This is a genomic window from Chelativorans sp. AA-79 (genome assembly GCF_029457495.1).
GTDB lineage: Bacteria > Pseudomonadota > Alphaproteobacteria > Rhizobiales > Rhizobiaceae > Chelativorans.
Map to the genome: position 1 here is coordinate 194,094 of NZ_CP120361.1, position 17,690 is coordinate 211,783.

Genomic DNA, 17,690 nt, shown 5'->3' on the forward strand with positions numbered 1-17,690 from the left:
CAATGCCGGGCGGGTTCGCACCCGGTTGCAGATCACCGGGCCTCGCCTCCAGCTAGCGCTTAGCGGCGCCCGAGTCGGTCGCCTCCCGCATGAGATAGGCCTGCGTGACCTGCGGAATATGATCCTGAAGCCAGGAGGCCATGGCTTCCTCTTCGCGGCAGATCTCCTCGCACACGCGCGCCGTCTCCGCGTCGCCCGCGGCCTCCGCCGCCGCCACCAGGATGCGATAGGAGACGATCTCCAAATGCTCGAACGTGTAGCTCGCCATCGAGCCCTTCACCACCTCGTCGCCGGCAAACATCCCGCCTGCCGCCTGCATCAGAGCAGAGAACTGGGCCGCAAGGTCCTTCATGCCGGACCAGGAGGTGCCGCGTTTTTCCATGCAGGCTTCGAGGCGCTGCTTCTGCGACCGCGTCTCGGAGATGTGCTGCTCTATGCGCGCCTTGAGTTCGGGATAGTTCTCGATCCGGCGCGCCTGGGCATCGAGCATCTGCTCCGCCTGCTCTTCCATGGCGTGCGCATCGCGCAGCCATTGGTTCAACCTGTCGTTCATGTCGGTCATTCGTCTCTCCGTCGGCTATTGCTGAGCGATCTCTTGAATGCGGTCGAGGTGCTCCTGCAGGGTGGGGAGCGTCTTCTCGGCGAAATCCGCCAAAGCGCCTTCCTGCTCCGCATAGCTCGAAAAGAGCGCCACCGCCTGCTGATGCGCCGCGACCTGCATCTGCACGTACTGGCTGTCGAACTGATCGGCCGAGGCGTTCTCAAGCTCGGTGATCTGCTGCTGATGGGCCGCATCGAGCGTTTGCGGGACGTCATTGACGCCGTCGGCCTCCGCTGCCGCCTTCATTTCCTCCGCGGCCATGGTGTGATCGTCCACCATCCGCTGCGCGAACTGCCGGACTTCGTCGCTCTGCGCCTTGTCCAGCGCGATTCGGCTCGATTCGATTTCGAACATATTGGAATGCGCCGCCATGGTCGCGAATTCCTGCGGCGTGGAAACCGTGACCTCGCTGCCCGCAGGCAGATCGTTCCTGTCCGAAAGCTCCGGTTCGGTTGGTGATGTCGGGGTGGTATCCTGTGACAGAGCAGGGCCGGTAAACGCCAGTGCAAGGGCGCCGGCGGCCAACAGAAGACTGCGATGCATCGATGTTACTCCTCGGAAGTGGTTATGTTCGAGGCTCCAACATCGGAGCGGCACCCATGTTCCCCGCAAACCCGGAAGAATCAGGTGTTCCCCAATTCCAGCACGAGACCACTGTTCGGGAGCGTTGGGAGGCGGTTCATCGGAATGTGGAGGTCCTGCTCGGGAACGGCATAGTCCATCGCGAGGAGTTGCCGGACGGCCTCGCCCATCAGGGCTATTGTGAGCCATTCGCCCGGACAGCGATGACCGGAGAGGAACCCGCCGCCGCCTTGGGGGACGAGGGTGCAGCCATCGCCTTGCCAGCCACGGAAGCGCTGCGGATCGAAGGTCTCCGCGTCGTGCCAGGCATCGGGATGGTGGTTGGTGCCGTAGAGATCGAGGAGCACCCAATCGTCCTTGCCGAACTGATGGCCGGCCCAGGAGAACGGTTCCAGCACGCGGCCGCCGACCATGGGGAAAAAAGGATAGAATCGGCGAACCTCCTGAACGAACGCTTCCAAATCCGCGTCAGCGGCGTTGGCCGAGAGATGCGCTGCCGCATCACGATGGACATGGAGGGCATGTCCGATGAAGGTGACAAAGCGGGCGATCGCCACCAAGGGACGCAGAAGGTTGAGGAGTTCCACCGCGGCAATCCCGGGCGGAAGCTCTTCGCCCGAAAGGCCCCGATGGAGGGCGATCCGCTGCGCGGGGCTGTCGGACCTTGCCTGAAGAGCGCCGTCGCGGATCGCCTCAATGGTCTGCCGCGCCCAATGCTCGCAGCGACGGCGCATCAGGCGGGCGCGTATATGGCCTAGACCGAAGCTGCCCGCGCCTTCAATCATGGCTGAGAGTTCGGCCGTTCTGCGCTCCGGCTCCGCCTCTTCCAGCGGCAGCGCGCACCAGAGGATCGCCGTCCGCCCGAGAGCCTCGCGCGCCAGGTCATGCAGCCTGACACGCCGCGGCGCCCGATCAAGCGTCGCCCCCCATTCCGCTCGGAAGATCGATATCGCACGCCCGATCCCCGCCGCATCCATCATATCCATGAACATCTGCTTGCGGTGACGGTGCGCCTCGCCATCCAGCGTCTGCACGCTGCCCCAGTCCTGCAGGAGTGCCAGCGCGGTGCGCGGGATGGCGCGACGGCGCGTGAAGCGGCCAGGCATATAGAACTGCTCTGCCGCCGCAGGTCCGCGCATGCAGACCACGTTCCGCATCATGATGCGCGTGCGGAAGGCGTCCGTGCCCAGGCCATCGCAGCGACTGCGCACAAAAACATAGCCCTCGCGCCAGAGCGCAATGCCGCTGTCCAGCGCGGAGATGGAAGGGATGGCGGCGGGAGACCCGGACATGCCATCCAACGCACGACCCGAGCCCCCGTTCCGCGCCAACCCGGCGCGGCTCAGCCGGCGCGGCGCTTGGCCGTGGAGGGGGCATGCGCCCCCTCGGGCGGACCTTCCAGCGAATCGTCGGTGATCACCCGGGCGCCCCGCTCGAAGGTGAGGTAACGCCAGAGCCATTGCAGCGAGACCATGAGGCGGTGCTGAAAGCCCACGAGCAGGTAGACATGGATGATCGCCCAGGAAAGCCAGGCGACCCAACCCGTGAGTTTGAAGCGGCCCTGCTCGAAGACGGCGGCATGGCGCCCGACAATCGCCGTGTTGCCGCGGCCATGATAGGTGAAGGGCGCGAGCGGCGACCCGTCGAGGAGATGGCGGGAGAGGCTGCGGCCGAGATGCCGGCCCTGCTGCTTGGCGACCTGGGCGAGGCCCGGAAGCGGCTTCCCGTCCTCGCCGGTGAAATTGGCGGCATCGCCCACGACGAAGACATTCCGCAGACCCTTTGCCTGCATCGTCTCGTCGACGACGACGCGGCCCGCATCGTCGGTCTCGGCACCGAGCTGGGCGGCAAGCGGCGAGGCGGCGACCCCTGCCGCCCACAGGACGAGACCCACCGGGACGGTCTGACCGCCGAAGGTGATCCTGTCCTTCTCGATCGCTTCGACGGGGGTGTTGGTGTGCACCTCCACGCCGAGCTTTTCGAGGCGTTTCAGCGCATAGCCGGAGATCTTCTCCGAAAACGCCGACAGGATACGCGGCCCGGCTTCGATCAGCATCACCCTAGCCGCTTCCGGGCGGACGCTGCGGAAATCCCGCGCCAGGGTGAAGCGGCTAAGTTCGGCCAGGGACCCGGCGAGCTCGACGCCGGTCGGCCCGCCGCCGACGATGGCGATCGTCATCTGGCGGGCCTGCTCTTGCGGATCGACGGTACGCTCGGCGCGCTCGAAGGCGAGCAGCGCATTGGCGCGGATGCGGCGCGCGTCAGCCAGGGTTTTCAACCCCGGAGCGAAACGCGCCCAGTCATGGTGACCGAAATAGCTGTGAGTGGCTCCGGTGGCGAGGATCAGATAATCGAATGCCAGGCAGGACCCGTCGGTCAGGTCGAGCGAGCGGCTGGTCATGTCGATCCTTTTCACCTCTCCCATAAGGACCTGCACGCTCTCATACCGCCTGAGAACCTTGCGGATGGGCTCGGCGACGTCGGGCGCGGACAGCGCCGCGGTGGCGACCTGATAGAGCAGGGGCTGGAAGAGATGATGGTTCTGGCGGTCGAGCAGGATAACCGGAACCCCGGCCTTGCCCAATTCCTTTGCCGCCTCTAGACCGGCGAACCCCGCGCCGACGATGACGACGCGCGCAGTGCGCGGGGTGACAGGATCGGCTACAGGCATGTCGTCTCTGGCAATCATGCGCGCTATCTCTCGCTGGATGGGCTGCCCCCGGACATCAACGGCGAACCCGAACCGGAACGCGGCCCCTGCAGGCTTGTTCCGCCCGCAAGCGGACACGAAGACGGCCGCGATTGCAAATGGAACTGGCGGCGGTTTCGACGGTTCGCGCAGGAACGGGTTTTGATGGAGCAGCGCATGGGCACGGCACGATATGCACTTTTCAGCGGCACAGCGGCGGGCCTTGCCGCGCTGCTTGCCGTCATGGCTTCAGCCATGGCGGAAGGGCGCGGCGTGCTCGAGCCGGTGAGTGCGACGAGCCATTGGCTGCATGGCGACAGCGCCGGCAGGACGGCGAAGGCCGATGCGAGCCATACGGGCGTGGGACTCGTCACCAACGCCGCTTCGGCAATGTTCTGGGCCTTGCCTTTCGCGTTCTGGGCGTCGCGCGGCGGTCCGCGCAGCCTGACGCACCTCCTCTGCGGGGCGTCCGTGCTCTCGGCACTGGCCGCACTCCTGGACTACGGACTGCTGCCACGCCGGCTGTCGCCGGGATGGGAGTTGGCAGTTTCGAAGCGCGCCGTCGCCGGCGCATTCGCGGCCATGGCGGCGGGGCTTGCTGCCGGGGCGTGGGCGGCCCAGCGGAGGCATTAACAGCCATGGGCGGCGGGCCGGACGCACCCACGGGAACTTGTGGCGGGTTTGCGGATTGAAGCTTCGCCCACAGCGAAGCACACCGCCATGCAAGCACCCCCGATCCGCAAAGACGGCCTACAGCTTGAGGAGAAACGAAAATTTCACCGGTTCTTCTGGGCGGTCGAACGTGGCGCCTGGGCGGTCTTCGCCCTCTTCCTCCTCCTTGCACTCGCCGGCCTCACAGGTTCGGGAGGCTATTTCTCCAGGATCACGGCGGCTCTTCCGACCGGCAAGGCGGATTATCCTCGTGTTGCACGGTGGGAGGCCTCGGACGAGATGCGGGCCAGCTTCGCGGGCGGTGCGGATACTCACCGCTTGATCCTCGACCCCGTCCTCTTCGAATATTTCGAGATCCAGGGCATCCAGCCGGAACCGGAGAGGATGGTGACCGGACCGGATGGCGTGGCGATGGAGTTCGAAGCCGAGGAGCAGGCACCGGTCGAGGTGATCCTCTATCTGCGTGCACTGCATGCCGGTTTCCCCGAATACCGGATCACTCTCGACGGCGCCCAGGTGGAAGCGTCCACCCTGATCCTGCCATAGGAGAGAGCGATGGACTCGGTGACCCGCGGCATCGTCGTCTATCTCTTCCTCCTCGTCGTCGTGAGGTTTTCGGGCCGGCGCACACTCGCGGAGATCACCGCCTTCGACTTCGTGCTCCTGCTCATCATCGCCGAGACGACGCAGCAGGCGCTGCTCGGCGATGATTTTTCGCTGGTCAACGCGGCCATCCTCGTGCTGACCCTTTTCGTGACGGATATCGCGCTTTCCTATTTGAAGCAGTGGTCGCCGAGAACCGCCACCCTGATCGACGGGACTCCCACCGTGCTCATCAGCCTCGGCAAAGCGGACAACGAGGCGCTTACGCGGGCTCGCGTAAGCCTCGACGACGTGCTGGAGGCGGCACGGGAGCAGCATGGCCTGGAGCGACTCGATCAGATCAAGTTCGCCGTGCTCGAGATCGGTGGCAATATCAGCATCATTCCGCGATGAGCGTGCGCTTACGCCGTTTACCGCAGCCCATTGCGGACCGCGGACCACAGGAACTTTCCCGCGGGCCTCAGGTTTGATTCAGCATTTCAGGTTAGGAGAGGGTCGGCGTGGAGGGTCGGCGTGGAGATCGGCGTCCCCCTGGGCACTCGAAAAGGAGGTCCATGAAGGTTCTCGTCACAGGCGCCACGGGGCTGATCGGCTGTGCCGTGTGCGCTCGGCTTGCGGAGGAAGGCCATCAGGTTCTGGCAGTGGTGCGCCCGGGCAGCAGACCGCTTCCCATGGGCGCCGTCCGGGTGGTGGAGATGGATATCGCCCGCGCAACCGGAACACAGATCTGGGAACAGCACCTGCTGGGTGTCGAGGCGGTGGTGAACTGCGTGGGCGTCCTGCAGGACAGCGCGCGCGAAGATGTGGAGGGCGTGCACGTGACCGGGGCCGCCGCGCTCTTCCGCGCCTGCGAGAAAATAGGCGTGCGCCGCGTCATTCATTTCTCCGCGATCGGCGTCGATCGTGCCCAGCCCTCGGCATTCTCGGTGAGCAAGCTCGAAGGGGATCACCTGCTGATGGAGCGCGAGCTCGACTGGGTGATCCTCAGACCATCTGTCGTGCTGGGGAGAAACGTCTTCGGGGCAAGCGCGCTGATCCGCGGCCTGTCCGCCCTGCCGCTCGGGCTCAGCATGGGGCGTACCGCGCCCCTCCAAGTCGTGCAGCTCGACGATGTGGCGGCCACGGTCGCCTTTTTCATGCATCCCGCCGCCCCCTCGCAGGTGGCGCTGGAGCTTGCCGGGCCGGAGCGGCTCACCATGGATGAAGTGGTGGCGCGCTACCGGGAATGGCACGGGTGGCGACCGGCACGCCGCTTGACCGTCCCGGACCGGGCAGCGAACCTGCTTTATCGGACGGGAGATCTGGCGAGCCTGCTCGGCTGGCGATCGCCGGTGCGCAGCACTGCCCGCAAGGAAATCGAGCGAGGGGCGATCGGCAATCCCCGGCCATGGCGCTCGATGACGGGCATAGCGCCCAGTTCGCTTTCCAGCGCCTTGGTGCGGGAGCCCGCCAGCGTGCAGGACCGCTGGTTCGCGAAACTCTATTTCCTGAAGCCGATCATCTTTCTGATCCTGCCGCTTTTCTGGATAGGAACCGGCATCATATCGCTCACGGCCGGCTATCAGCAGGGCATCGAACTGATGACGAGGGCCGGCGCGGCTTCGCTTGCTTCCCCTGGCGTCGTGGCCGGCGCCATCACCGATATCCTGGTAGGGCTTGCCATCGCGTATCGGCCCACGGCCCGTCAGGGCCTCTATGCGGCGATCGCGCTCTCGCTCTTCTATATCGTCGCGGGCTCGATCCTCTTGCCTTCGCTATGGCTGCAGCCGCTCGGACCACTCATGAAGATCTGGCCGATCCTGGCGCTCCACCTCGTGGCGCTTGCCATCCACGGGGAACGCTGATGCTCTATTTCTTCCTGAAATATCTTCATGTGATCGGCGCGGCGGTGCTTCTGGGTACAGGCGCGGGCATCGCCTTCTTCATGCTGATGGCCCATCGCACGGGGGATGCCGCCACGATCGCAGCCACCGCGCGGATCGTCGTGCTCGCCGATTTCCTTTTCACCGCCACGGCGGTCGTTGCCCAGCCGATCACCGGGTTCGCGCTCGCATGGCACATCGGTTATCCTCTTGGCGAGCACTGGATCGTGCTTTCAATCCTGCTTTATCTCCTGACCGGCGCCTTCTGGCTGCCTGTCGTGTGGATGCAGGCGGAGATGCGCAGGCTCGCGACCACATCGGTGAAGAAGGGAGCGCCGCTGCCGCAGCGCTACCACAGGCTCTTCCGCCTATGGTTCGCCTTCGGCTTTCCGGCTTTCGGCGCGGTGCTCGCCATCTTCTGGCTGATGATCACCCGACCGCCGGAAATCTGGTAAGGCTTGGAGCCGCAGTGCTTCGCTCCTATGTTGAAACCGAGCAAGGAGCACCGGCATGGGCAAGGCACAAATCGTGGGCTGGGCGCATTCGCCCTTCGGAAAATCTGAGCTGGAGGACACCGAGGCCTTGATGGCCTCGGTCGCCGCGCCCGCGCTGGAGCATGCCGGCGTGGCGGCTGACGAGGTGGACGGCATCTTCGTCGGGGTGATGAACAACGGCTTTTCCAGGCAGGATTTCCAGGGTGCCCTGGTGGCCATGACGGACGAGCGGCTCGCACACGTGCCGGCCGTGCGGCTGGAAAATGCCTGCGCCACCGGATCCGCCGCGATCTACACCGCCATGGACTTCATCGAATCGGGACGCGGGCGCATCGCACTCGTGGTCGGAGCGGAAAAGATGACCGCAACGCCGACGGCGGAAGTGGGCGACATCCTCCTCGGAGCGAGCTACCGAAAGGAAGAGGCCGATATGGAGGGCGGCTTTGCCGGGCTCTTCGCCCGTATCGCGCAGAATTATTTCCAGCGCTATGGCGACCGCTCGGAGGAACTCGCCATGATCGCCGCCAAGAACCATGCCAACGGCGTGGCCAATCCCTATGCGCATATGCGCAGGGATTTCGGGTTCGAATTCTGCAACGCGGTTTCCGACAAGAACCCCTATGTGGCGCAACCGCTACGGCGGACCGACTGCTCGTTGATTTCCGACGGTGCTGCGGCGCTGGTGCTCGCAGACGAGGAGATTGCGGCCACGCTGGAGCGGGCGATCGCGTTTCGCGCACGCAAGCATGTGAACGATGTCCTGGCACTCAGCCGCCGGGACGTGCTCGCCTTCGAAGGAGCGCGGCGCGCATGGGCGGCAGCGCTGGAGGAGGGCCGGATCTCCGTGAACGACCTCTCGCTCGTCGAAACCCACGACTGCTTCACGATCGCGGAGCTGATCGAATATGAGGCCATGGGTCTCGCCAGACCAGGCGAAGGCCACCGGGTGGTGCGGGAAGGCATCACGCGCAAGGACGGAAAACTGCCGGTGAACCCCTCCGGCGGGCTCAAGGCCAAAGGGCACCCGATCGGCGCCACCGGCGTTTCCATGCATGCGATGGCCGCCATGCAGCTGATGGGCGAAGCGGGAGACATGCAGATCCCCAATGCCCGGCTCGCGGGCGTCTTCAATATGGGCGGGGCCGCCGTCGCCAACTATGTGTCGGTGCTCGAGCGGGCAAAATGAGCCGGCTGCTGATCACCTTCGGGATCGTGCTCATAGCGGCTGGGCTTCTTTGGCCGGTGATCCAGAAGATGGGCCTCGGACGCTTGCCCGGGGATCTTACCTTCGGCGGCGAGAGCTTCCGCATCTATATCCCGATCACCACCTCGATCGTCATCAGCATTGTGCTGAGCCTTGCCCTGTGGCTCCTCAATCGGTAATCTTGACAGCCCCGGGGCGATTCCGCTCCGGGGAAGTCGCGGATCAACTCTTCTGACTCGAGTTGGGATTGTGACGGTCGTCCTTCGTGATCGGGCCCTTGGAGCCCTTGGAGCCGCCGCCCCATTCCTGTGCCTTGCGAGCCTGGCTGCCGCCCTTCTTCGACGGCGCGCTCTCCTCCGTGCTGCCGCTGGTGGCCTTTTTCATCTCGTGTTCGCGCTTGGCTTCCATAACGTGATCCTCGATCAATGGCGGACGCCGACCTCTTCGGCCAGCTTCTCGAAGTCTTCGCGGCAGTCGTTCAGGGTCGGCAGATCCAGATCGCGCAGCTCGCGATGGATCTTCTGGGCAGGCTCGGAGTTAAGATCGTCCTCGAACATCTCGTAGACTTCCTTTGCCGAGCCATAATTGTGGAAGCGCTCGCGTTCGGCGCGGGTAGCCTCCTGCACATCCCTGAGCTTGTTGCGCTTGTCCTGCGGAAAGGAGTCGGGATCTGCGCCGAGTACGGGCCGGAAAGCCTTCCGCTCCAGGAAGCCCACAAGTCTCTCCTTTGCATTCTCTGCCATGGTCTTCCTCCTTCTCGGTGAGACTGGATCTGAGGCCCCAATCATTCGGGCCGGCGGAGGTTCCTGCCAGGCAGCGAAACCGGTCAAGAACAAGGCCTCTTGGGCGACCGCCCGAGCGGCACCATATGAACGGCAGCTACACCCATCCGGAGCGCTCCGCATGATACCCTTTTCCGTTCTCGATCTCGCGCCGATTCCGGAGGGAGCGTCGCCTGCAGACGCCCTCCGCAACACGATCGACCTGGCCCAGCATGCGGAGCGATGGGGCTATCACCGTTACTGGCTCGCCGAGCATCACAACATGCCCGGAATTGCGAGTGCGGCGACCGCCGTGCTGATCGGGCATGTAGCGGCGAAGACCTCGACCATCCGCGTAGGGGCGGGCGGCATCATGCTGCCCAACCATGCGCCCCTGGTGGTGGCGGAGCAGTTCGGCACACTCGCCACCCTGCACCCGGACCGCATCGATCTCGGGCTTGGCCGTGCGCCGGGCACCGATATGGCCACCGCACGGGCGCTGAGACGCGGGCTCGACAATGGCGACGGTTTTCCGAACGACGTGATGGAGCTGATCGCCTATCTCGGTGATCCCACGCCGGGGCAGAACGTGCAGGCCATTCCCGGGACGGGCACATACGTGCCGATCTGGATTCTGGGATCGAGCCTCTACGGCGCACAGCTTGCCGCTCATCTGGGCTTGCCATACGCCTTCGCTTCACATTTCGCGCCGCCTGCCCTCGAGCAGGCCATTGCGGTCTACCGCGAAACATTCCGCCCCTCCAGGCATTTGGAAAGCCCTCGTTTCATGCTGGCCCTCAATGTCTTTGCTGCTGAGACGGACGAGGAGGGGCTGTTCCTGAAAACCTCCATGCAGCTTGCCTTCGCCTATCTCCGCACCGGCCGGCCAGGCCCGTTGCCAAAGCCGGTGCGGGATATCGCCGAGCATGTCGATCCGGCGATGATCACCCAGGTCGATCACGCACTCGCCTGCACGGCGGCAGGTTCGCCTGACACGGTGCGGGAGCAGCTTCAAGGTTTCGTCACTCGCTATGCTCCCGATGAACTGATCATCACAGGGCAAATCCATGATCATGGTGCGCGGCTGAAATCGTTCGAGATCGCCGCGGACGTGCTCGGAACGCTGGAGACGCCGTAGGCGTCCCGCCAGACCGGCTTTTAAACGATTTAGCTTTGTCTTCAAATTTTTAAATCGATTAATGATTTGAAATCATTCCGCTTTTCTGGTCCTGAAAAGAAGCTCCCCTATATGGGCGCCCGTCGGCACCGCGGCCGGCCTCGACCAACACCTGTTCTGGAGTGACTTATGCAAGAGACCGGCCTCCGCAATCCCGCCAGCGGTATCGAAACCAGCGGGCTGAAGACGAGCGGGACTGTTTTCTTCAATCTCATCGAACCCAGGCTTTACGAAGAGGCGCTTCAGAGGAGAGAAGCCCGGCTTTCGGCCCATGGTGCGCTGACGGCCGATACGGGAAAGCACACGGGCCGCTCGCCGAAGGACAAATTCATCCTACGCGACACCGGCACCGAGGACACGGTATGGTGGGACAACAACAAGCCGATCTCGTGCGAACAGTTCGAAGCCCTTTACCGGGATTTCCAGCATCATGCAGAAGGGCTTGATCTCTTCGTTCAGGATCTCATCGGCGGCGCCGATCCGGACAACGCACTGCCGGTGCGTGTGATCACCGAATATGCATGGCATTCACTCTTCATCCGCAACCTGCTCATCCGGCCGGAGCCCGCGGCGCTCGAAACGTTCATACCGCAGATGACGGTGATCGACCTGCCCTCCTTCCGAGCCGACCCCGCGCGGCACGGTTGCCGCAGCGAGACAATCATCGCCATCGATCTCAAGCGCATGATCGTGCTCATCGGCGGCACGTCCTACGCGGGCGAGATGAAGAAATCGGTCTTCACCGCGCTCAACTACCTGCTGCCGGCCAAGGGCGTGATGCCCATGCATTGCTCCGCCAATGTGGGGCCGAAGGGAGATGTCGCGGTCTTCTTCGGCCTGTCGGGCACGGGCAAGACAACGCTTTCGGCCGACGCCTCCCGCACCCTCGTCGGCGACGACGAGCATGGCTGGGGAGCGCGCGGCATCTTCAATTTCGAGGGCGGGTGCTATGCGAAGACCATAAAGCTCTGCCGCGACGCGGAGCCGGAGATATTCGCCACGACCGAGCGTTTCGGCACGGTGCTGGAGAATGTGGTGCTCGACGAGCAGGGCGTGCCCGACTTCCACGACGGCAGCCTGACGGAGAACACGCGCTGCGCCTATCCGCTGCACTTCATCTCCAATGCCAGCGAGACCGGACGGGCGGGGCAGCCCAAGAACATCATCATGCTGACGGCGGACGCCTTCGGCGTGATGCCGCCGATCGCCAAGCTCACGCCGGCGCAGGCGATGTACCATTTCCTTTCCGGCTACACCGCAAAAGTGGCAGGGACCGAGAAAGGCGTCACGGAACCCGAGGCGACGTTCTCCACCTGCTTCGGTGCGCCTTTCATGCCGCGTCATCCATCCGTCTATGGCAATCTGCTCAGAGACTTGATCGCGGAGCACAATGTGGATTGCTGGCTCGTCAACACCGGCTGGACCGGCGGCGCCTACGGGACCGGTCACCGCATGCCGATCAAAGTGACGCGCGCGCTGCTTTCCGCCGCCCTCGACGGATCGCTAAAGCAGGCCCCGTTCCGCACGGACCCGAATTTCGGTTTTGCCGTGCCGGTGGCGGTGCCGAGCGTCGACGGCACGATCCTCGATCCGCGGGCGACCTGGAACGACAAGGCCGCCTATGATGCGCAAGCCGAAAAGCTGGTTTCCATGTTCGTCGTCAATTTCGAAAAGTTCGAGAGTCATGTGGAGCCGGACGTGATGGACGCCTCACCGCAAGTCAGGCAGGCGGCGGAATAGGCTTGCCGGACCGGCGCTCCCGGACCATCTTTCGGCGTGAGTCGCGGCTGGCACACGAACGGCCGCTCCTGAAACGCCGGAGCGTAAGATCATGGATGGGAGCCTCCATATCCGACCGGGGATTTTCGTCGAAGAGGACGAGCTGGAGGAGCAGTTCATCCGCGCTTCCGGGCCCGGCGGGCAGAACGTCAACAAGGTGGCGACGGCGGTCCAGCTGCGTTTCGACGCGGCCAATGCGCGGCACCTGCCCGAACGCGTGCGGGCACAGGCACTGAAGCTTGCCGGGAGCCGCGCGACCAAGGAAGGGCACATCCTGATCGAGGCCGGGCGCTACCGCACGCAGGAGCAGAACCGCGCCGACGCCCGCGCGCGACTGACGGAGCTCTTGCATAAGGCATCCGAGCCGCCCCCGAAACCGCGCAAGAAGACAAGACCTTCCCGCGGCGCCGTCGAGCGGCGCCTCAAAGAGAAAGCCGGACGATCGGGCATCAAGAAAATGCGCGGCAAGGTTTCCGCCGACTAAGCGCTGCCGATCCGGTTTGCCTTCCTGTGTTTTCTGTTCGATAAATTTGCCTGCCACACGTCGAGGGCATGCATTCAATCCGGAGGGCAGATTCCATGAGCATTTTCGATTTCGTCAAATCCGTCGGCAAGAAGCTGGGCATCGGGGACGACGAACCGCCGGCCGCGGACCAACTGAAGAAGGAACTGGAATCCCACAAGCTCGGGACCGAAAAGGTTGATGTCGATGTGCAGGGGGACAAGGTGGTGCTGAAGGGCGAGGTGAAGGACCAGTCGGCCTTCGAAAAGGCCGTTATCGCCGTCGGCAACACGCTGGGCGTCTCCAAGGTCGAAGCGTCCGAGCTGAAGGTGGCGAGCGCGCCCGCCAAGGAGCCCGTTTTCCATACCGTCAAGAAGGGGGACAATCTCTGGAAGATCGCCGAGGCCCAGTACGGCAAAGGCAAGGGCGCCAAATACACCCTCATTTTCGAAGCGAACAAGCCGATGCTGACGGACCCGGACAAGATCTATCCCGGGCAGGTGCTGCGCATCCCCGAGCTTTCGGACTGAGCTGACAACTCATTCCAACGACGAACTGCTCTTAGCCGGCGCGGTCCTACTCGCGCCGGCATGTTTTCGGGAGGAGGTCATGTCCGTTCTGCCGCGCGGCGTAAGCTATATGCCCGGCCTTTTCCCGCCGGCCGAGCAAGAGGCGCTGCTTGCCGACATCCGTGTGGTGGTGGCAGAGGCACCGCTCTATGTGCCGACCATGCCGCGCTCGGGAAAGCCCATGAGCGTACGGATGACCAATTGCGGCGCACTCGGCTGGGTGACCGACAAGGAGCACGGCTATCGCTATCAGGACAGGCACCCCGTCACCGGAAAGCCATGGCCGCCGATCCCGCAGAGGCTGCTTTCACTCTGGAACGAGCTTGCCGGCTATCCGCACCCGCCCGAGGCCTGCCTCGTCAATTTCTATACGCGTGAGGCCAAGATGGGTCTGCACCAGGATCGGGATGAAAAGGAGTTCGCGGCACCGGTGGTCTCCGTCTCTCTCGGAGACGACTGCCTTTTCCGCGTGGGCGGCACCAAGCGATCGGACAAGACGGAGTCGTTTCGGCTCAAAAGTGGCGATGTGGTGGTGCTGGGCGGGGAGGGCCGCCTCGCCTTTCATGGCGTCGATCGGGTGTATTCCGGCACATCGGCGCTTTTGAAGGACGGCGGGCGGGTAAACCTCACGTTGCGCCGAGTGAACCTGCCTTGATCGTGGGCGGTCGGCGCCTTCGCTCTACAGCTTCCTGAGCGCCACTTCCTCCACGAGGTGGTTCGTACCCTTGCGTAGGATAAGATCCGCGCGCGGACGGGTGGGCAGGATGTTCTCCCGCAGGTTCTTGAGGTTGATACTGTTCCAGAGCTGCTCGGCGACGGCGCGTGCCGCCCCTTCCGAAAGCTGCGAATATTTGTGAAAGAAGGAGTTCGGGTCGCGAAAGGCCGTATCGCGCAGCCGCATGAAGCGATCGACATACCAGTGATGGATCAGTTCTTCCGGCGCATCGATATAGATGGAGAAATCGAAGAAGTCGGACACGAAGGGCACCGCCTTGCCGTCCTTGGGCAGGTCACGCGTCTGCAGGACGTTGATACCCTCGAAAATGAGGATGTCCGGCCGGTCGATGGTGACGAATTCACCGGGCAGCACGTCGTAGGTGAGGTGTGAGTAAAGCGGGGCGCGCATATCGGGCAGGCCCGCCTTGATGCCCGAAAGGAAGCGCAGGATGCCGCCGACGTCGTAGCTCTCGGGAAAACCCTTGCGCTCCATCAGTCCTTCCTGAAGGAGGACCGCGTTGGGATAGAGGAAGCCGTCGGTGGTGACGAGATCGACCTTGGGGCTGGAGGGCCAGCGCGCAAGCAACTCCTTCAGGACGCGCGCGGTGGTGGATTTGCCGACGGCGACAGAACCGGCGATGCCGATGATGAAGGGCGTCTTCACCGCATGGTTCGAATCGAAGAAGACCTGGCGCTGGCGAAAGAGGAGCTGGCTCGCCTCGACATGCGCCGAAAGCAGCCGCGACATCGAAAGATAGATCCGCCGCACCTCCTCCAGATCGATGGGATCGTTCAGGGAGCGGAGCCGGCGCACCTCGTCCTCGCGGAGGGTGAGCGGCGTGTCGGCTCGGAATTTCGCCCACTCCTCCGCCGTGAAGAACCGATAGGGAGAGTAGCGTTCGGCGGGTACCAATTGATCCATCAGCGTCTTTTCCATGCCTGCTCGCAGGCCCATGATATCATCATGCCCGGCTTTCCGGAGTCTTTCCGCGCGCAGCCTTTTCCGCGACGCCCGAACGGCCCGTGCGCGACTGCAGCTCCGCCATGACCTCGTCAAGCTCGACCCCGGCCATCGCCAGCACCACCAGCCAGTGGTAGAGGAGATCCGCGCTTTCGGAGACCAGAGCCTTCCTGTCCTGCGTCACTGCCGCGATGACGGTCTCCACCGCCTCCTCGCCCATTTTCTTGGCAGCTTTTTCCATTCCGGCGGAAAAGAGCCGGGCGGTCCAGGACTCTGCCGCGTCGGAGCGGGCGCGCTCGGCGATGATGGCCTCGAGAGTCGAGAGATCAAACCCGCTCATACTTATCCTGCCTGGTGCCTGTCTGATCGAGCCGCATGGGTATCCCGGCCGCAGCCATGTGCCGTTTGGCTTCCACGATCGTATAGGTTCCGAAGTGGAAGATAGAGGCCGCCAGTACGGCCGCCGCATGGCCCTCCCGGATTCCCTCAACGAGGTGATCCAGCGTGCCGACACCGCCCGAGGCGATGACGGGCGCGCGGACCGCATCGGAAATCGTTCGCGTGAGTGGGAGGTCATAGCCGCCCTTGGTGCCGTCGCGGTCCATGGAGGTCAGCAGGATCTCGCCCGCGCCCAGGCCGACGACCTGTCTGGCGAACTCGACGGCATCGTTTCCGGTGGGATTGCGGCCGCCATGGGTGAAGATCTCCCATCGGCCGGCCTCGCCTGGAGCGGAGACTCTCTTCGCGTCGATCGCCACGACGATGCACTGGTCACCGAACTTGTCCGCCGCACGGGCGACGAATTCCGGATCCTTCACCGCGGCCGTATTGATGGAGACCTTGTCCGCACCCGCGAGCAGCAGCTTCCGGATATCGGAGACCTGGCGCACGCCGCCGCCAACGGTGAGCGGCATGAAGCACTGCTCCGCCGTGCGGGCGACCACATCGAAGATCGTCTCGCGGTTTTCGTGGCTCGCGGTGATATCGAGGAAGCAGAGCTCGTCGGCACCAGCCGCGTCATAGGCCTTCGCGGCCTCCACAGGATCGCCTGCGTCGACGAGATCGACAAAATTCACCCCCTTTACGACGCGGCCGTCCTTCACGTCCAGGCAGGGGATGACGCGTGCCTTCAGGGTCATGTGCGCGCCTTTCGAAGCATTGCGAGCGCTTCCTTCAGATCTATACGGCCATCATAGAGTGCGCGGCCGGAGATCGCACCTTCGAGCTTCGCCGCATCGGGCCGGGTCATGCGATCGATGTCCGCCATGGAGGCAAGGCCACCCGACGCGATAACGGGGATCGACACCGCATCCGCAAGGGCGATGGTCGACTCCCAATTGATACCCGTGAGCACACCATCGCGATCAATATCCGTATAGATGATCGCGGCGACGCCCGCGCCTTCGAACCGCCTGGCGAGATCGACAGCCGCAAGATCGGAGGTCTCCGCCCAGCCCTCGACGGCCACCTTGCCTGCGCGCGCGTCGATGCCGACGGCGATCCTGCCGGGAAATTTCCGGCAGGCTTCGCGCACCAATGCAGGATCGCGCACGGCAACCGTGCCCAGGATCACGCGGGCAAGCCCTTTCTCCAGCCAAGCCTCGATGTGGTGGAGCGAACGGATGCCGCCGCCGAGCTGCACCGGATTGCTTGTCGCGCGCAGGATCGCCTCGACGGCGGCCCCGTTGACGCTCGCGCCGGCGAAGGCACCATTGAGGTCGACCACGTGCAGCCATTCGAAACCCTGCTGCTCGAAGGTTCTGGCCTGGTTGGCGGGATCACGGTTGTAGACCGTGGCCTCGCTCATCTCGCCCAGCTTCAGGCGAACGCATTCGCCGTCTTTCAGATCGATGGCGGGGAAGAGGATCATGGGCGCCACCGCAGGAAATTGGCGATCAGAGCCAGACCCAGCGCCTGGCTCTTTTCCGGGTGGAACTGGGTGCCCGCGAGGTTGCCACAGGCGACGGCCGCAGTGACTTCGCCACCATAGTCGGTCACGGCCAGAACATCCTCGGGGCGCTTGGCGTCGAGGTGATAGGAGTGGACGAAGTAGGCATGCAGCCCCTCCCGTCCCGTCGTGATCCCGGTGAAGAGCGGATGGGAATGTTTCACGTGAATCGTGTTCCACCCGATCTGCGGGACCTTGAGCGACGGGTCGTCGGGCGTGATCTCCTTCACGTCTCCTGCGATCCAGCCGAAGCCTTCAGTAATCGTCTTCTCAAGCCCCCGGTCCGACATGAGCTGCATGCCGACACAGATGCCGAGAAAGGGCCTGGCATTCCCGATCGCGACCTCCTCGATGGCCTCGGTCATGCCCGGCACGGCATCAAGGCCGGCGCGGCAATCCGCATAGGCGCCGACACCGGGAAGCACGATGCGATCGGCCGTACGCACCCGGTCGGCATCGTCGGTAAGGTCGATTTCGGCAGCAATCCCCGTCTCGCGCGCCGCGCGTTCGAAAGCCTTTGTGGCGGAACGCAGATTGCCTGAGCCATAATCGATGATAGCGACACGCAT

Annotated in this window: 23 protein-coding genes; 12 read left to right on the top strand and 11 right to left on the bottom strand. The window is 64.0% G+C overall.

The window, feature by feature from the left end:
• Positions 1-52: 52 nt before the first annotated feature.
• From PVE73_RS00950 to PVE73_RS00965, 4 genes are all read right to left on the bottom strand, one after another.
• Positions 53-562, bottom strand: a complete 510-nt coding sequence (locus tag PVE73_RS00950; RefSeq protein ID WP_277365149.1) for a ferritin-like domain-containing protein — start codon at positions 560-562, stop codon at positions 53-55.
• Positions 563-577: 15 nt separating this feature from the next.
• The gene (locus PVE73_RS00955) at positions 578-1,144 is read right to left on the bottom strand and encodes a DUF4142 domain-containing protein (RefSeq protein WP_277365150.1); all 567 of its coding nucleotides are present in this window, start codon (positions 1,142-1,144) and stop codon (positions 578-580) included.
• Between the two features lie 80 nt (positions 1,145-1,224).
• Positions 1,225-2,475, bottom strand: a complete 1,251-nt coding sequence (locus PVE73_RS00960; RefSeq protein ID WP_277365151.1) for a cytochrome P450 — start codon at positions 2,473-2,475, stop codon at positions 1,225-1,227.
• Between the two features lie 50 nt (positions 2,476-2,525).
• Positions 2,526-3,872 (bottom strand): NAD(P)/FAD-dependent oxidoreductase, encoded by a 1,347-nt coding sequence (locus PVE73_RS00965; RefSeq protein ID WP_277365152.1) that lies wholly within the window; start codon positions 3,870-3,872, stop codon positions 2,526-2,528.
• A gap of 177 nt (positions 3,873-4,049) precedes the next feature.
• Between PVE73_RS00965 and PVE73_RS00970 the strand changes: the two genes are divergently transcribed.
• From PVE73_RS00970 to PVE73_RS01000, 7 genes are all read left to right on the top strand, one after another.
• Positions 4,050-4,505: a hypothetical protein gene (locus PVE73_RS00970; protein WP_277365153.1), complete on the top strand. Its 456-nt coding sequence runs from the start codon at positions 4,050-4,052 to the stop codon at positions 4,503-4,505.
• An 87-nt stretch (positions 4,506-4,592) separates the two neighbouring features.
• Positions 4,593-5,090 (top strand): hypothetical protein, encoded by a 498-nt coding sequence (locus tag PVE73_RS00975; protein ID WP_277365154.1) that lies wholly within the window; start codon positions 4,593-4,595, stop codon positions 5,088-5,090.
• Between the two features lie 9 nt (positions 5,091-5,099).
• Positions 5,100-5,540: a YetF domain-containing protein gene (locus PVE73_RS00980; RefSeq protein ID WP_277365155.1), complete on the top strand. Its 441-nt coding sequence runs from the start codon at positions 5,100-5,102 to the stop codon at positions 5,538-5,540.
• A 161-nt stretch (positions 5,541-5,701) separates the two neighbouring features.
• Positions 5,702-6,991, top strand: a complete 1,290-nt coding sequence (locus PVE73_RS00985) for an SDR family oxidoreductase (RefSeq protein WP_277365156.1) — start codon at positions 5,702-5,704, stop codon at positions 6,989-6,991.
• The gene (locus PVE73_RS00990; RefSeq protein ID WP_277365157.1) at positions 6,991-7,464 is read left to right on the top strand and encodes a DUF2269 family protein; all 474 of its coding nucleotides are present in this window, start codon (positions 6,991-6,993) and stop codon (positions 7,462-7,464) included. The genes PVE73_RS00985 and PVE73_RS00990 overlap by 1 nt, the downstream gene beginning before the upstream one ends.
• Before the next feature lie 55 nt (positions 7,465-7,519).
• The gene (locus tag PVE73_RS00995) at positions 7,520-8,689 is read left to right on the top strand and encodes an acetyl-CoA acetyltransferase (protein WP_277365158.1); all 1,170 of its coding nucleotides are present in this window, start codon (positions 7,520-7,522) and stop codon (positions 8,687-8,689) included.
• Positions 8,686-8,886 (top strand): DUF2905 domain-containing protein, encoded by a 201-nt coding sequence (locus PVE73_RS01000; protein ID WP_277365159.1) that lies wholly within the window; start codon positions 8,686-8,688, stop codon positions 8,884-8,886. Before PVE73_RS00995 ends, PVE73_RS01000 begins: the two co-directional genes overlap by 4 nt.
• Positions 8,887-8,929: 43 nt before the next feature.
• On the opposite strand, the gene PVE73_RS01005 is transcribed toward PVE73_RS01000, so the two are convergent.
• Both PVE73_RS01005 and PVE73_RS01010 read right to left on the bottom strand, forming a co-directional pair.
• Entirely contained in the window at positions 8,930-9,115 is a 186-nt protein-coding gene (locus tag PVE73_RS01005) for a hypothetical protein (protein WP_277365160.1), read from the bottom strand.
• A gap of 14 nt (positions 9,116-9,129) precedes the next feature.
• Positions 9,130-9,450: a hypothetical protein gene (locus PVE73_RS01010; protein ID WP_277365161.1), complete on the bottom strand. Its 321-nt coding sequence runs from the start codon at positions 9,448-9,450 to the stop codon at positions 9,130-9,132.
• A gap of 160 nt (positions 9,451-9,610) precedes the next feature.
• Between PVE73_RS01010 and PVE73_RS01015 the strand changes: the two genes are divergently transcribed.
• From PVE73_RS01015 to PVE73_RS01035, 5 genes are all read left to right on the top strand, one after another.
• A complete protein-coding gene (locus tag PVE73_RS01015; protein ID WP_277365162.1) occupies positions 9,611-10,606 on the top strand; it encodes an LLM class flavin-dependent oxidoreductase in 996 nt (331 codons plus the stop codon).
• A 168-nt stretch (positions 10,607-10,774) separates the two neighbouring features.
• Positions 10,775-12,385, top strand: coding sequence for a phosphoenolpyruvate carboxykinase (locus PVE73_RS01020; RefSeq protein ID WP_277365163.1), 1,611 nt, complete (start codon positions 10,775-10,777; stop codon positions 12,383-12,385).
• 91 nt (positions 12,386-12,476) lie between these two features.
• Complete coding sequence (gene arfB / locus PVE73_RS01025; RefSeq protein WP_277365164.1) at positions 12,477-12,908, top strand: alternative ribosome rescue aminoacyl-tRNA hydrolase ArfB; 432 nt, start codon at positions 12,477-12,479, stop codon at positions 12,906-12,908.
• A gap of 95 nt (positions 12,909-13,003) precedes the next feature.
• A complete protein-coding gene (lysM, locus tag PVE73_RS01030) occupies positions 13,004-13,456 on the top strand; it encodes a peptidoglycan-binding protein LysM (RefSeq protein ID WP_277365165.1) in 453 nt (150 codons plus the stop codon).
• Positions 13,457-13,535: 79 nt separating this feature from the next.
• Positions 13,536-14,150 carry an alpha-ketoglutarate-dependent dioxygenase AlkB gene (locus PVE73_RS01035; protein WP_277365166.1) on the top strand — a complete coding sequence of 205 codons (615 nt, stop codon included), beginning with the start codon at positions 13,536-13,538 and terminating at the stop codon, positions 14,148-14,150.
• Positions 14,151-14,174: 24 nt separating this feature from the next.
• Here the strand turns inward: PVE73_RS01035 and coaA are convergent, their stop codons facing one another.
• From coaA to hisH, 5 genes are read right to left on the bottom strand one after another with little or no spacing between them, the layout of a single operon-like run.
• The gene (gene coaA, locus PVE73_RS01040) at positions 14,175-15,149 is read right to left on the bottom strand and encodes a type I pantothenate kinase (RefSeq protein WP_277367300.1); all 975 of its coding nucleotides are present in this window, start codon (positions 15,147-15,149) and stop codon (positions 14,175-14,177) included.
• Between the two features lie 25 nt (positions 15,150-15,174).
• Complete coding sequence (locus PVE73_RS01045; protein WP_277365167.1) at positions 15,175-15,513, bottom strand: phosphoribosyl-ATP diphosphatase; 339 nt, start codon at positions 15,511-15,513, stop codon at positions 15,175-15,177.
• Positions 15,500-16,312: an imidazole glycerol phosphate synthase subunit HisF gene (gene hisF / locus PVE73_RS01050; RefSeq protein ID WP_277365168.1), complete on the bottom strand. Its 813-nt coding sequence runs from the start codon at positions 16,310-16,312 to the stop codon at positions 15,500-15,502. The genes PVE73_RS01045 and hisF overlap by 14 nt, the downstream gene beginning before the upstream one ends.
• Complete coding sequence (gene hisA / locus PVE73_RS01055) at positions 16,309-17,043, bottom strand: 1-(5-phosphoribosyl)-5-[(5-phosphoribosylamino)methylideneamino]imidazole-4-carboxamide isomerase (protein WP_277365169.1); 735 nt, start codon at positions 17,041-17,043, stop codon at positions 16,309-16,311. The genes hisF and hisA overlap by 4 nt, the downstream gene beginning before the upstream one ends.
• On the bottom strand, positions 17,040-17,690 hold the full coding sequence (gene hisH, locus PVE73_RS01060; protein WP_277365170.1) for an imidazole glycerol phosphate synthase subunit HisH: 651 nt from the start codon (positions 17,688-17,690) through the stop codon (positions 17,040-17,042). The genes hisA and hisH overlap by 4 nt, the downstream gene beginning before the upstream one ends.

Coding starts and splice junctions, on each gene's coding strand:
- PVE73_RS00950 (WP_277365149.1), bottom strand. CDS start 562: ATGACCGACATGAACGACAGGTTGAACCAATGGCTGCGCGATGCGCAC.
- PVE73_RS00955 (WP_277365150.1), bottom strand. CDS start 1,144: ATGCATCGCAGTCTTCTGTTGGCCGCCGGCGCCCTTGCACTGGCGTTT.
- PVE73_RS00960 (WP_277365151.1), bottom strand. CDS start 2,475: ATGTCCGGGTCTCCCGCCGCCATCCCTTCCATCTCCGCGCTGGACAGC.
- PVE73_RS00965 (WP_277365152.1), bottom strand. CDS start 3,872: ATGATTGCCAGAGACGACATGCCTGTAGCCGATCCTGTCACCCCGCGC.
- PVE73_RS00970 (WP_277365153.1), top strand. CDS start 4,050: ATGGGCACGGCACGATATGCACTTTTCAGCGGCACAGCGGCGGGCCTT.
- PVE73_RS00975 (WP_277365154.1), top strand. CDS start 4,593: ATGCAAGCACCCCCGATCCGCAAAGACGGCCTACAGCTTGAGGAGAAA.
- PVE73_RS00980 (WP_277365155.1), top strand. CDS start 5,100: ATGGACTCGGTGACCCGCGGCATCGTCGTCTATCTCTTCCTCCTCGTC.
- PVE73_RS00985 (WP_277365156.1), top strand. CDS start 5,702: ATGAAGGTTCTCGTCACAGGCGCCACGGGGCTGATCGGCTGTGCCGTG.
- PVE73_RS00990 (WP_277365157.1), top strand. CDS start 6,991: ATGCTCTATTTCTTCCTGAAATATCTTCATGTGATCGGCGCGGCGGTG.
- PVE73_RS00995 (WP_277365158.1), top strand. CDS start 7,520: ATGGGCAAGGCACAAATCGTGGGCTGGGCGCATTCGCCCTTCGGAAAA.
- PVE73_RS01000 (WP_277365159.1), top strand. CDS start 8,686: ATGAGCCGGCTGCTGATCACCTTCGGGATCGTGCTCATAGCGGCTGGG.
- PVE73_RS01005 (WP_277365160.1), bottom strand. CDS start 9,115: ATGGAAGCCAAGCGCGAACACGAGATGAAAAAGGCCACCAGCGGCAGC.
- PVE73_RS01010 (WP_277365161.1), bottom strand. CDS start 9,450: ATGGCAGAGAATGCAAAGGAGAGACTTGTGGGCTTCCTGGAGCGGAAG.
- PVE73_RS01015 (WP_277365162.1), top strand. CDS start 9,611: ATGATACCCTTTTCCGTTCTCGATCTCGCGCCGATTCCGGAGGGAGCG.
- PVE73_RS01020 (WP_277365163.1), top strand. CDS start 10,775: ATGCAAGAGACCGGCCTCCGCAATCCCGCCAGCGGTATCGAAACCAGC.
- arfB (WP_277365164.1), top strand. CDS start 12,477: ATGGATGGGAGCCTCCATATCCGACCGGGGATTTTCGTCGAAGAGGAC.
- lysM (WP_277365165.1), top strand. CDS start 13,004: ATGAGCATTTTCGATTTCGTCAAATCCGTCGGCAAGAAGCTGGGCATC.
- PVE73_RS01035 (WP_277365166.1), top strand. CDS start 13,536: ATGTCCGTTCTGCCGCGCGGCGTAAGCTATATGCCCGGCCTTTTCCCG.
- coaA (WP_277367300.1), bottom strand. CDS start 15,149: ATGGAAAAGACGCTGATGGATCAATTGGTACCCGCCGAACGCTACTCT.
- PVE73_RS01045 (WP_277365167.1), bottom strand. CDS start 15,513: ATGAGCGGGTTTGATCTCTCGACTCTCGAGGCCATCATCGCCGAGCGC.
- hisF (WP_277365168.1), bottom strand. CDS start 16,312: ATGACCCTGAAGGCACGCGTCATCCCCTGCCTGGACGTGAAGGACGGC.
- hisA (WP_277365169.1), bottom strand. CDS start 17,043: ATGATCCTCTTCCCCGCCATCGATCTGAAAGACGGCGAATGCGTTCGC.
- hisH (WP_277365170.1), bottom strand. CDS start 17,690: ATGCGTGTCGCTATCATCGATTATGGCTCAGGCAATCTGCGTTCCGCC.